Below are 12,786 nucleotides of genomic sequence, written 5' to 3'. Positions count from 1 at the left end.
TCAGGCGGCGTAGGCGGACAAGGGAAAGTTTGTCATACTTGCCATGCACTACGATCATACCTAATCGAGGCACGCTATGCCGATATCCCTGCCGTCGCTCGACGTGTTGAAAACCTTCGTGGTGGTGGCGCAACGCCTTAACTTTACCCATGCCGCCCGGCAGTTGCACCTGACGCAGGGAGCGGTCAGCCGGCAAATCCTCGGGCTGGAACAGCGCCTGGGCTATCCGCTGTTCAGCCGCCAGGCGCGTGGTCTGGCGCTGACGCCGCAGGGCGCGCAGCTGCTGGCGCCGGTACAGCAGGCGCTGGGGCAGTTGGATGAAGCCCTGACGCGGGCCGCCGCTCCGCCGGGGGCGCTGCGCATCAAATGCCCGACCTGCGCCATGCGTTGGGTGCTGCCGCGCATCATTCGCCTGCAAAATGAACGGCCGGACATGCATATTGAGCTGACCGCCTCGGTGTCGCACGGCCTGGATTTCAGTACCGAGCAGTTTGACGCCGCGGTGGTATTCGGCCGGCCGCCGGGTAAAAAGCTGACCGCGCACTTGCTGTTCGATGAAATCCTCACGCCGGTCTGCACGCCGAAGTTCCTGCCGCCTGCGCCTCGGCTGACGGACTTGACGGACAAAACTCTGCTGCACCCGACGCGCGATCGGCGCGACTGGCTGCGCTGGCTGAAGGCGGCGGGCGCCGATGCGTTGCCGTCCGGTAAGGCCCAGCATTTCGATACCCTCGATCTGGCGATGAGCGCCGCGCTGCAGGGATTCGGCATCGCCATCGGCGATCTGTGCCTGCTGGAGGAAGATATTCAGGCGCAGCGCATCGTCACGCCGTTCCCGCTCTGCGTCAGCAGCGGCGCGGCCTATTATTTGGTCTATCCTGAACGCACGGTGGCGCCGCCGACGTTAACCGCGCTGGTCGATTTTCTGGCGGCGGAGGCCGCCGACAGCCGCGCCCGGCTGCAGAATTACCTGCCGATAACCTGTAATGCTTTGTAAACATTAGCGATGCGAATTCCCTTGGCGATGAAACAGAGTGTGGCAAACTGTTTCTTCACTCCGATTAAACTCCGCGGCGTTGGCGGCGGAAACACGCCTGAGATAAAACAAGATGAAATGGCTTTGTGTGGTGAGTATGTTGTCCGGTCTGGCCCTCAGCCCGGCTTTTGCGCAGGAAACGCCGATAACGCAGGGCATTCACGCCCAGCAGCGCGACGCCTTCGTGTCCAATTTGATGAAGCAGATGACGCTGGAAGAGAAGATCGGCCAGCTGCGGCTGATCAGCGTCGGGCCGGATAACCCGAAAGAAGCGATCCGCGAGGGGATCCGCAAAGGGCAGATCGGCGCCATCTTCAATACCGTCACCCGGCCGGATATCCGGGTGATGCAGGATCAGGCGATGCAGCTCAGCCGCCTGAAAATCCCGTTGTTCTTCGCCTATGACGTGGTGCATGGCCAGCGCACCGTGTTCCCGATCAGCCTGGGGCTGGCGGCCAGTTTCGATCTGGAAGCCATTGCGCTCAGCGCCCGCGTGGCGGCGCAGGAGGCCAGCGACGATGGCCTGAACATGACCTTCGCGCCGATGGTCGATATTACCCGCGATCCTCGCTGGGGCCGGGTCTCCGAAGGCTTCGGCGAAGACACCTGGCTGGTATCGAAAATCGCCAAGGTGATGGTCGACGGTTTCCAGAACGGCGATCCGGCCAAACCCGGTTCGGTGATGGCCAGCGTCAAGCACTTTGCATTGTACGGCGCCGTCGAAGGCGGCCGCGATTACAACACCGTCGACATGAGCCCGCTGCGCATGCATCAGGACTATCTGCCGCCTTACAAAGCGGCGGTGGACGCCGGCAGCGGCGGGGTGATGGTGTCGCTCAACGCGATCAACGGCGTGCCGGCCACCGCCAACCCGTGGCTGCTGAAAGATCTGCTGCGCGACCAGTGGGGCTTTAAAGGCATCACCATCAGCGACCACGGCGCGATCAAAGAGCTGATTAAACACGGCGTGGCCGCCGACGCGCGCGACGCGGTGCGCCTGGCGATCACCTCCGGCGTCGACATGAGCATGAGCGACGAGTTCTACGACAAATACCTGCCGGGTCTGGTGAAGGACGGACTGGTGTCTGAAAGCGATATCGACCGCGCCTGCCGCGACGTACTGAACACCAAATACGACATGGGGCTGTTCACCAATCCTTACGTGCATCTGGGCCCGGCGGGTTCCGATCCGCAGGACACCAACGCCGAAAGCCGCCTGCACCGCGCCGAAGCGCGGGTGGTGGCGCGCAAGACGATGGTGCTGCTGAAGAACGATAAGCAGACGCTGCCGCTGAGCAAGCAGGCGACCATTGCGCTGGTCGGGCCGATGGCCGACAGCCAGCGCGACGTGATGGGCAGTTGGTCGGCCGCCGGGGTGGTCAAGCAGTCGGTCACCCTGCGCGAAGGGCTGGAGCGGGCGGTGGGCGACAAGGCGCGCATTCTGTACGCCAAGGGCGCCAACGTCACGCAAGATAAAGGCATCATCGACTATCTGAACGAGTATGAGCCGGCGGTGGCGTTCGATACCCGCTCGCCGCAGCAGATGATCGACGAAGCGGTGCAGGCGGCGAACAAGGCCGACGTGGTGGTGGCGGTGGTGGGGGAATCGCAGGGCATGGCGCACGAGGCCTCCAGCCGCGCCGACATCACTATTCCGCAGAGCCAGCGCGATCTGATCGCCGCGCTGAAAGCCACCGGCAAGCCGCTGGTGCTAGTGCTGATGAACGGCCGGCCGTTGGCGCTGAGCTGGGAGAGCGAGCAGGCGGACGCGATGCTGGAAACCTGGTACAGCGGCACCGAAGGCGGCAACGCGGTGGCGGACGTGCTGTTCGGCGACTACAACCCGTCGGGCAAGCTGCCGATGACCTTCCCGCGCTCGGTCGGCCAGATCCCGATGTACTACAACCACCTGAACACCGGCCGGCCGTTCGGCAAGGAGAACCCCGGCAAGTACACCTCACGCTACTTCGATTCGCCGAATGGCCCGCTGTATCCGTTTGGTTACGGCCTGAGCTACACCACCTTCAGCCTGTCGGATCTGAAATTGTCCAGCCCGACGATGGCGCGCAACGGCAAGTTAACCGCCAGCGTCACGCTGAAGAATACCGGCAAGTACGACGGCGCCACGGTGGTGCAGCTGTATCTGCAGGACGTCACCGCGTCGGTCAGCCGCCCGGTGAAAGAGCTGCGCAACTTCAAGAAAGTGACGCTGAAGGCCGGTCAGTCGCAGCAGGTTGAGCTGCCGATTAGCGAAGAGGATCTGAAGTTCTACAACGCCAGCCTGAAGTGGGGGGCGGAGCCGGGCAAATTCAACGTGTTTGTCGGCCTGGATTCCGACAACGTGCAGTCGCAAAGCTTTACCCTGAAGTAAGTCTTCCCCCTCTTTCACTGCGGTGGGAGAGGGGGACCATCCATTCCCGCCAACGTCATCGGAGCCTGTCTCATGAAACGTTATCTGGACTGCAGCGCCAGCGATCTGGCCGATATCGGCAAAGCCGATCTGCTCTACGCCATCCGCGCCAGTGAAGGGCGCATTTTGGTCAGCGAAACCATCGCGGTCACTCAGCCGCTGCTCAATAACGTCACCAACGCCGAACTGGCGGCCAGCCAGGGCGCCGATCTGCTGCTGTTGAACCTGTTCGACGTCGATCGTCCGCACATCGCGGGCCTGCCCGCCGACGTGCCGCCGCAGGAGGCGCTGCGCACGCTGCAGCGGCTGACCGGACGAGTGATCGGGGTGAATCTGGAGGCCGTCGATCCGGCCTTCGCCACCGAACATAACGACTTCTGGCAGATGACGGCGGGCCGCGCCGCCACCGCCGAGAATGCGCGCAAGCTGTATCAGCTCGGCGCGCGCATGCTGGTGCTGACCGGCAACCCGAACAACGGCGTCAGCAATCAGGCGATCGCCGCCGCGCTGAAAGCGATCCGCGATGAGGTAGGCGACGAGATGGTGCTGGTGACCGGCAAGATGCACGGCGCCGGTATCGTGCGCGAAAGCGGCAGCCAGCTGATCGGCGAGCAGGATATCGCGCTGTTCGTGGAGAACGGCGCGGACATCGTGCTGTTGCCGGCGCCGGGCACCATTCCCGGCATGTCGCAGGAGAAAGTGGCGGCGCTGATCGCCTATGCCCAGCGGCAGGGCGCGCTGGCGATGACGGCGATCGGCACCTCGCAAGAGGGGGCCGACGTGCAGACCGTGCGGCAGATTGCGCTGATGAGCAAAATGGCCGGCGCCGATCTGCACCATATCGGCGATACCGGCTATCTGGGGTTGGCGCTGCCGGAAAACATCTTCGCCTACAGCGTGGCGATCCGCGGCGTGCGCCACACCTACAGCCGCATGGCGAGATCGGTGAACCGCTAAGCCTGGGGTTTTTGCGCCGTGACGATGCTGAAATAGCCGAGCGACGGCAGCACCTGAGCAGGCCCGAAGCCGACGTCGCGCAGCAGGTCGCCGATTTCCTTGCCGGAGTATTGGCGGCCCTGCGTCCATCCCATCATCATCAGGCTGTACCCCGCGGCGGCAGGTGGGCCGTCGCCGTCATCGTTGTACAGCACTTCGTGGATCACGATCCTGCCCCCGGGCGGGAGGGCCGCATAGCTCTTTTGCGCCAGGAAGCGGTTCTTGTTCATCGGCCAGTCGTGGAAAATATTGGAGTACAGGTGCAGATCCGCCGCCGGGTAGGGATCGCGCCACATATCGCCGCTGTGGGTGCCGATGCGCTGACTGAGGCCGTAATCGTGCGCGTAGTCGGCGGCGAGCGGGCACACCTCCGGCAGATCGAACACGGTGCACGTGAGCGCCGGCCAATGGGTCGCCAGACTGATGGCATGGGCGCCGGAGGCGCCGCCGATATCCAGCGCCGTGCGGCAGGCACCGAGGGGCAACAGCGTAGGCCAAACGCTGGCCGATCCCATGCTCAGGCTGTGCATGGCGTGGGTAAACAGCCGCATTCTGTCGGCGTCGAGCGTATGGGTTTCAAACAGCTCCTGCTCGCCGTACACCTGCGAGGCATTCTTTCTGATGGCGCTTTCCAGGTTTTTCAGCGTGAAAATCTCGCTGTTTTCAATCATCAAATCCCAAAAATAGCCGAAATAATGCGGGTTGTTTTTTAACAAAAAGGTTTCCGCTTCCGGCGTCAGAGAGAATGTTTCGCCGTCTCTGTCTATCAATTTCAATGCCACTAGCGCCATGACCAGCGTCTCTGCCGGGCGTCTTTCCACATTGGCCTGAGCGCATATATCGGTCAGGTTGCGGGGGTGCAATGCAATAAATTCAAAGATGCCCAGGCGGTGCGCAATAAGCGCCGCCGGATAGAGATATAAATTCATCGTGATATCGAGAATGGTTTTGTCGTCGCATTGCGGCGGCCGGACGGAATGGTTCATGTGAATCCTCTCCCACTAAGGCATGGCGCGTCTTAACAGGCTATGTTACGCCTGTGGTTTTAGCAAAGGGCGGGAGCGCGATTGACCGCAGGCCAACGCTTACGTTGTAAATAATTCCATAGTGAGACTATTTTAAAATTGAATTGGGCGCGGTTAATGTCGAACGTAAAAACTGACGTCGGGCGGAGTAATAACCCCATCATGCATTTTTATTTTACTGGAGGTTAACTTAATCACAGTTATTAACGCGTTAGGGTTGTGTTAATCTGAGTCGCCGTTATACCGTACCGATATTCACATTATTTTTGTGAATAATTCAAAGCTAAATAATTCATTATTAAAACGAGATAACAATGAAAAAGAGCATTCTGACCGGCATGATTGCCGCGACTCTGGGCCTGTTCAATACCGCTAATGCCGAAGGGATGGACCCTGCTGCATTGAAAAACGTCTATGACATTACGCGTAATACCAGCGGGCTGATGTCTTACTGCGTCGATAAAGGTTTTCTGAAAGCGGACAGCATCGACAACGCCAAGAAAATGGTGGCCTACGTGGCGGCTATTCCCGGCGGCGTCGACACCCGCGACGGCGACAAGCGTGAAGCGATGGGCCGTGAAGGCAATGTGCTGAACGACGACGGCAACGTGGTTGCGTTGGAAAAGGAAGCGCCACAGGGTCTGCAGACATGGTGCCAGCAGGCTGACGAAGGGATCCGCCAGGGTCTGACGTCTATTGGTCAATAAACGCCGGATGTAGCCTCCCCCTCCCTAAGGCTTCGTCTGAAGGGAATCTCCGGGCCAGGCGGCCCGGAGAATCTTACCAGAATAGTGGCGTAGTGTTTTCAGCCAGAAACGCCAGCAGCGTTTCATTGACCGCCGCCGGATTTTCCTTGTTGCTGATATGCCCGGCGTTGGGGATCAGCACATGTCGGCAGCCGAGAATATCCGCCATGCGCTGGCCTTCCGCCGGCGGGCGCGGCTTATCCTGCGCGCCGGTGATGACGATGCTGGCGGCGGTGATGTTTTCCAGCAGCGTCAGCTTGTCGGGGCGGCCGAAGATCATCCGGCCCAGTGGCACGATGCTGTCGCGCAGGCGCTCGGCGGGCAGGCTTTGCAGATGGGCCAGCAAAGGCTGCGACAGAGCAGCGGGCACGTCGTCGGAATAGAACTGCGCGGCGATATATTCCAGCAGCGGTGACGTGATGGCGCCGGCCTGTTCCACGGCGGCCAGCATGCCCATATAGCGCTGCCGCGCCTCCGGCGTTTCGTCGCCCAGGTAGCTGTCCAGCAGCGCCAGCACTTTCACCCGCTCCGGCGCCAGCGCCGCCAGTTCCGCGCCCCACATGCCGCCGACGGACAGGCCGACGATGCCGAACTCTGCAATATCCAAATGATCCATCAGCGCCAAATGATCGGCGGCGATATCCGACAGACTGTTTCGTCCAGGCGGCAGCGCCGGGGAGTCGCCGTGGCCCCAGAGATCAGGCACGATCAGGCGGTAGCGTTTCGCCAGCGCCTCGAACTGCGGTGCCCACATGTTCAGATCGAACAGATAGCTGTGGCCCAGCAGCAACGGAAAGCCCGAACCCACGTCGAGGTAATGCAGGGATTTGCCCATCGTTGGCATCTTGTCGGTTCCTTATATAAAGAGAGTCCGGCTGCTTATATCACACTCATATTCAACCTGCGGTATTAATTTACCTTAAATTACTTAGGTAAACCCTTATTTTTAATTTTTCTTGATAACAAGACGTCAATGAAAGGTGACGCTAAGGATAATATTCTGGTGACGATAAGAGCCTTGGTTTATGCTGGCGCTTCTTTCAAGATGGAATAGGTAAACAGGGCGTCGCGATGAAAAGACTTTTCAGACTATTAATTATTTTGCTTGTCATTTTGCTGCTGGCGGCGGTGCTGTGGTGGTTCTTCGGGCGCGGTAATCCGAATGCGCTGTGGCAAATCGTCAGCCAACAGTGCGTGCCCAATCAGCAGCAGAACAACGATCCGGCGCCCTGCTTAAAGGTTGATTTAACCGAGGGTTATGTGCTGTTTAAGGACAGCAAAGGCCCCTATCACGATCTGGTGATGCCGACCGAAAAGGTCAGCGGCATCGAGAGCCCGATATTGCAAGCGGAGCGAACGCCGCCTTATTTCGCCCAGGCCTGGAATAACCGCGAACATATATCCAGCGAGCTGGGTAAACCGTTAAAAGACGCATGGGTTTCTCTGGCGGTCAATTCGAAATATGGTCGCTCTCAGAATCAGCTGCATATTCACGTTGCCTGCTTGCGCCAGGATGTCTATAACGTGCTGGGGCAGCAGGCGGAACAATTAGATCAACAGTGGCGGCCGCTGGCGGTGAAATTGGTCGGCCACCAATATCTGGCCAGAAAATTGGCGGGCACCGATTTAACCCAGGAAGATCCTTTCCGTTTACTGCAGAACTATGTGGTCGAGCAGGGCGACAGCATCGGCAATTACGGCCTGGCGCTGGCGGTCAGCCCGCAGGGCGAGATGCTGCTGTTGGCGAACCGTTTGAAGCTGACCGATCTCAACCTGGGCTCGGCCGGCGAAATTCAGGACTACCGGTGCGAGGTCGCGGGGAACTGAGTTTTTCTTATCGCTCCCCGTCGTTGGGGAGCGTATGCCGTGCGATATGAACTAACCAAATGTATTAAATCGTTTTTATTTTATTCTCCCTCATCTGCTTGATCTCGTCATAACGTCCGATCTATTATTTGTTTGCACAAGCAAATAAATAATCGAGAGCAATCCGGTATGTCACAACCACGCAAACTTCCTGCTGCACTGGGCATCCATCTGGATGTCACCAATCGCCTGTGGCGCACGGCGATGGACCAGTCGGTGAAAATGACCAATCTAACGCGCCCGCACTGGCTGGCGCTGAGTGCGATTGCCGATCTGGGTGATGGCTGCACGTTGAAAGACGTTTCGCAGCATTTGAACGCCGAAGTCTCGACGATGTCGCGTGCGTTGCTGTTTTTGGAAAAAAATCGGCTGATCGCTCGCGATGCCCTGTCTGAAGATAAGCGCGCTAAAGGCGTGAGAATGACCGTGGCCGGGCAGGAGATGCTGGCGCAGTTGGATCACTCCAGCCAACAGGCGCGGCAAAAGCTGCTTAGCGGCATTTCGGCCGACGATCTGGAGGCTTTTTATCGCGTATTGTTTGGCATCAAACATAACGCGATAGCGATGCTCGAACAGGAAAATCTATTGCCGGACGAGTTTGCGCTGCTGGCGGAGGAGCGCGCGGGAGCGATGAAGCCGGAAGGTGAAGCGTGATCGGCCGCTGGCGGAGAGCACAACAGCTGTGCGTTATCGCGTTGGGGATCTTCTCCTGCTCGGTCTTCGCCAGCCAGAATGACCAACAGGTCATCGCACGCGGAAAATACCTGGCGATCGCCGCAGATTGCGCGGCTTGTCACCGCGGCAGCAGCCAACAGGAGGCCCCCTACGTCGGCGGTTATGCCATCGCTTCGCCGATGGGCGATATCATCGCCAGCAATATCACGCCCGCCAAAGGAACCGGCATTGGCGACTACAGTGAACCCGAGTTTCGCCGCGCGTTAACGCAGGGCATCCGGCGGGACGGCCAACCCTTGTATCCCGCCATGCCTTATACCGCTTATCAGGGGTTGAGCGATGACGATCTGCACGCGCTGTATCGTTATTTTATGACCGGGGTCGCACCGGTCGATCGTGCGGTGCCTGAGACCCAACTGACGTTCCCTTTTTCCTGGCGTTATGCGATCCACGGCTGGAACTGGCTGTTTCTGAAAAAAAGGCCCGGCGATGAAGATGAGAAAAAAGCGCGGGGTCGCTATCTGGTGGATGTTTTGGGGCATTGCTCGGCGTGTCACAGCCCGCGTAACGGGATGATGGCCGAACGCGACGATCGCTATCTGGCGGGAGGGGAGGCCGGCGGTTGGATCGCGCCGAATATCACCTCGGATCCCGTCAGCGGCATCGGCGGCTGGAGCCGGAAAGAGTTGGTGCAGTATCTGCGCACCGGGCGCAATGACAAAGCCCAGGCGGCCGGCGGCATGGCGGAGGCGGTGGAGCATAGCCTGCGTTTCCTGAGTGACGACGATCTCAACGCCATCGCCGACTGGCTTAAACAGACGCCGCCGATCGTCACCGTGCAAGGAACGAAAGCGGCCTATGACTATCAGGGAGGCGGTGAAGGCCGTGCAGCCGGGCAGGCGCTGTATGCCGCTGCCTGCGCCAGCTGCCATCGCCTGGGCGGCGAAGGCGCCTATGACGGCCATTTCCCTGCTTTGACTCACAATTCCACCGTAGGCAGCGAGCGGGTCAATAACCTGATCATGGTGATGCTGCATGGCGTGCAGCGCCAGGGAGAGACGCTGCAAACCTGGATGCCGGGATTCGCCGATAGCCTGGATGACCGACAACTGGCCGAGTTGGGCAACTATGTATTGCAGCAATTCGGCAATCCGGCAGTCAGGATAACGCCGGAGCAAGTGGCTCGGCAGCGGGCGGGCGGTGAAAAACCGCTGTTGATCGCGTCATTGCCTTATGTGTTCTGGGGCGGTGTATTGCTGGCATTGATCGTCATCGGGGCGTGGGTGAAACGTCGGATGAAGCATTGATCTAAGAGAGGATGGCATGAAGTTCAATCTGAACGGCCAGGCGGTCGAATTTAACGGCGAGCCGGATACGCCGCTGCTATGGGTGATCCGAGAACATTTTAAGTTGACCGGCACCAAGTTCGGCTGCGGTATCGGCGCCTGTGGCGCCTGTACGGTACATGTCGACGGTAAGGCAGTGCGTTCATGTTGCTATCCGCTGCAATTGGTACGCGACCGGCAGGTGACCACTATCGAAGGGTTGTCCACCGATCGCAGTCATCCGGTGCAGCAGGCCTGGATTGCGGAGGACGTGCCGCAGTGCGGCTACTGCCAATCAGGCATGATCATGGCGGTCAGCGCGCTGCTGGCGGAACACCCGAGGCCGGACGATCGACAGATAGATACGGGCCTGACCAATCTGTGCCGCTGCGCCACTTACCACCGTATCCGTGCGGCGGTGCACCGCGCCGCCGACAAGGGAGAACCCTGAGTATGGCGATCACCCGCAGAACCTTGTTAAAAGGCAGCACGTTGGCAGTGGCCGCCATGCTGCTGCCGATATCGACGCGCAGCCTGGCGGCCGTGGTTTCACAGGACGCGGTGCCACCGGACGGTCAGTACGAATTGAACGATTGGATCTGGATCGATCGCGGTGGCCGCATCATCATCGGCGTGTCGCAATGTGAGGTCGGGCAGGGGATTTACACCGGCCTGGCCGAAGTGGTGGCGGCGGAGATGGATGCCGATTGGGCACAGGTGACGGTGAAATTCGTCACCGGGCGTGATGCTTACCGTCAGGTTGCCGGGGGCGAGGCTTTCGCGCAATTTGTCGCCGCTTCAACCTCAATGACCAAATTTTATCAGCGCACCCGGCTGGCCGGCGCACAGGCGAGAGATTTCTTTCTGCGCGCCGGCGCAAAACATTTCGCGCTTTCACCGCAGCAGTGCCGCACGGAGAAAGGCTGGGTGCTTGAGGAGGGCGGGCAGCGCAAGGTCGCCTATGGCGATCTGGTGCGCTATGCCGCCGAGCTGCCGTTGGATCCGCAGCCTGCTTTAAAGAGCGAAGCGCAAGAGCAAGAGAGTTTCATCGGCAAGCCGCTGTTGCGGGTCGATACGCCGGAGAAAGTGGACGGCAGTGCGATTTACGGTATCGATATCGATCTGCCGGAGATGCTGATCGGCGTCCCCTGGATGGTGCCTGACCTCAGCGGAAAGCTGGTCGCCGTGCGTAATGAACGGCAGATTCGGGCCATGCCGGGCGTGGTGGATCTGGTGCTGACCCGGCAGTGGTCGATGAACAACATGGTCGGATTGGATCACGATATGTCACTCAATACGGTGATCGTGGTGGCGGCGAGCTACTGGCAGGCCAAAAAGGCGGCGGATTTGCTGGAGGTCGACTGGCTGCCGGGCGCAGGGCAAGCGCTGACCGGCAGCGCGATTGCGGCGGAGAATCTGGCGATGCTGGACGGCGATACCTTGGTGCCGGCGGTCGATCGCGGCGAGGCGTCGGCGTTGATTCATAACGCTGAGCAGGATTCGCGCCTGCATGAGGCGCGTTACAGCGCGCCTTATGTGGCGCATGCCACCCTGGAGCCTTGCAACGCCACCAGCCATTATGAAGAGGGCCGTATCGAAACCTGGGGCCCTTTCCAGGGGCAGGACATGGTGCGCAACGTTCTGGCGAAAATGTTCGGGCTGAAGCCGACGGATGTGGTGGTGAATACGACCTACCTGGGGGGCAGCTTTGGGCGCAAATATCTGCCGGATGCCGTGATGCATGCTACCGCCGCCTCCCGGGCGGTGGGGAAACCGGTCAAAGTGATCTATCCGCGCGAGATCGACATGCGGCATGAATACTATCGTCCGGCCTGCATCAGCCATTATCGGGCGCTGTTGGATGAAAACGGCTACCCGCAGGCACTGTGGGCGCGCTATGCCGGGCAGTCGCTCTTCTGGCAAATGCGGCGCGAAACGGTACACGAGGCCGGGGGATGGGATGAAAGTATGGTGGAGTGCGTTTACAGCACGCCGTATTGCATCCCTCATCTGAAAGTGGAGGCCGGCATCGTCGAACAACCGATTTCCCTGAGCTATCTGCGCGGCGTCGGCAGCGTCGCCAGCCTATTCTTTTTGGAAAGCTTTATCAGCGAACTCAGCCATAAGGCCAACCGGGACGAGTACCAGTATCGGCGGCATCTGTTGCAGGACACCCCGGAAGCGTTGCGCGTACTGGACGCCACCGCGGCGGCGTCTGGTTGGCAGCATGAACCGCCGCCGGGCGTTTATCGCGGGATGTCGTGCAATATTTGGGTTGGCCGCAATAACGCTTTCACCACTTACGTCGGTTTGGTGGTTGAAATCGCCATTCAAGAGGGGCGACTGCGGGTGCTCCGCGCGATATGCGCGATTGACTGCGGCAAGGTGATAAACCCGAACCTGGTGCGCGCCAACGTAGAGGGCGGCATCGGCTTTGCGCTGACCACCTGTCTGCACAGCGAACTGCATTTTGAACGGGGCGGCGTGGTGGAAGGGAATTTCGATCGTTATCCGCTGCTCGCGATCGCCGAAATGCCCAAGGTGGAAGTGGTGGTGCTCGACAGCGCGCGTGCGCCGCAGGGATGCGGGGAAGTGTCGACTGCGGTGGTCGCTCCGGCGATGGCCAGCGCGCTGCATAAGGCCACAGGCAAAACCTATCGTACTATGCCGTTCCCGCGCCAGTTTTCATCCGTTTAACGGCCCGCCG

The 12,786-nt window shown here is 59.9% G+C and carries 11 protein-coding genes; 9 read left to right on the top strand and 2 right to left on the bottom strand.

The annotated features are described in order from the left end of the window. Window positions 1-76 precede the first annotated feature (76 nt). The 3 genes from ACJ8OK_RS07500 (at window position 77) to ACJ8OK_RS07490 (ending at window position 4,403) form a co-directional block, all read left to right on the top strand. A complete protein-coding gene (locus ACJ8OK_RS07500) occupies window positions 77-997 on the top strand; it encodes a LysR substrate-binding domain-containing protein (RefSeq protein WP_442530488.1) in 921 nt (306 codons plus the stop codon). A 112-nt stretch (window positions 998-1,109) separates the two neighbouring features. Continuing rightward, window positions 1,110-3,407 (top strand): beta-glucosidase BglX, encoded by a 2,298-nt coding sequence (gene bglX / locus ACJ8OK_RS07495; protein WP_060558887.1) that lies wholly within the window; start codon window positions 1,110-1,112, stop codon window positions 3,405-3,407. A gap of 72 nt (window positions 3,408-3,479) precedes the next feature. Further along, window positions 3,480-4,403 (top strand): DUF7916 family protein, encoded by a 924-nt coding sequence (locus ACJ8OK_RS07490; protein ID WP_033633822.1) that lies wholly within the window; start codon window positions 3,480-3,482, stop codon window positions 4,401-4,403. Here ACJ8OK_RS07490 and ACJ8OK_RS07485 read toward each other — a convergent pair. Then, window positions 4,400-5,428, bottom strand: coding sequence for a methyltransferase (locus ACJ8OK_RS07485; RefSeq protein WP_049276879.1), 1,029 nt, complete (start codon window positions 5,426-5,428; stop codon window positions 4,400-4,402). The two genes, ACJ8OK_RS07490 and ACJ8OK_RS07485, sit on opposite strands and share 4 nt — an antisense overlap. A gap of 353 nt (window positions 5,429-5,781) precedes the next feature. Between ACJ8OK_RS07485 and ACJ8OK_RS07480 the strand changes: the two genes are divergently transcribed. Further along, window positions 5,782-6,174, top strand: a complete 393-nt coding sequence (locus ACJ8OK_RS07480) for a hypothetical protein (RefSeq protein ID WP_048322465.1) — start codon at window positions 5,782-5,784, stop codon at window positions 6,172-6,174. A 73-nt stretch (window positions 6,175-6,247) separates the two neighbouring features. Here ACJ8OK_RS07480 and ACJ8OK_RS07475 read toward each other — a convergent pair whose 3' ends face one another. Continuing rightward, entirely contained in the window at window positions 6,248-7,048 is an 801-nt protein-coding gene (locus tag ACJ8OK_RS07475) for an alpha/beta fold hydrolase (RefSeq protein WP_103686896.1), read from the bottom strand. A gap of 236 nt (window positions 7,049-7,284) precedes the next feature. Between ACJ8OK_RS07475 and ACJ8OK_RS07470 the strand changes: the two genes are divergently transcribed. The 5 genes from ACJ8OK_RS07470 (at window position 7,285) to ACJ8OK_RS07450 (ending at window position 12,776) form a co-directional block, all read left to right on the top strand. Then, a complete protein-coding gene (locus ACJ8OK_RS07470) occupies window positions 7,285-8,040 on the top strand; it encodes a CDP-diacylglycerol diphosphatase (RefSeq protein ID WP_442530487.1) in 756 nt (251 codons plus the stop codon). A 168-nt stretch (window positions 8,041-8,208) separates the two neighbouring features. Then, on the top strand, window positions 8,209-8,733 hold the full coding sequence (locus ACJ8OK_RS07465) for a MarR family winged helix-turn-helix transcriptional regulator (RefSeq protein WP_049276885.1): 525 nt from the start codon (window positions 8,209-8,211) through the stop codon (window positions 8,731-8,733). Then, a complete protein-coding gene (locus ACJ8OK_RS07460; RefSeq protein ID WP_442530486.1) occupies window positions 8,730-10,061 on the top strand; it encodes a c-type cytochrome in 1,332 nt (443 codons plus the stop codon). Before ACJ8OK_RS07465 ends, ACJ8OK_RS07460 begins: the two co-directional genes overlap by 4 nt. A 16-nt stretch (window positions 10,062-10,077) precedes the next feature. Continuing rightward, complete coding sequence (locus tag ACJ8OK_RS07455) at window positions 10,078-10,530, top strand: (2Fe-2S)-binding protein (protein ID WP_033633817.1); 453 nt, start codon at window positions 10,078-10,080, stop codon at window positions 10,528-10,530. A 2-nt stretch (window positions 10,531-10,532) separates the two neighbouring features. After that, window positions 10,533-12,776 (top strand): molybdopterin cofactor-binding domain-containing protein, encoded by a 2,244-nt coding sequence (locus ACJ8OK_RS07450; protein ID WP_442530485.1) that lies wholly within the window; start codon window positions 10,533-10,535, stop codon window positions 12,774-12,776. Window positions 12,777-12,786 lie beyond the last annotated feature (10 nt).

Source organism: Serratia sp. CY71090 (assembly GCF_052166845.1).
In the GTDB taxonomy this organism is placed as follows: Bacteria; Pseudomonadota; Gammaproteobacteria; order Enterobacterales; family Enterobacteriaceae; genus Serratia; species Serratia nematodiphila.
The sequence above is the reverse complement of the archived record's forward strand: the minus strand, read 5'-3'. Positions and strand labels throughout refer to the sequence as shown.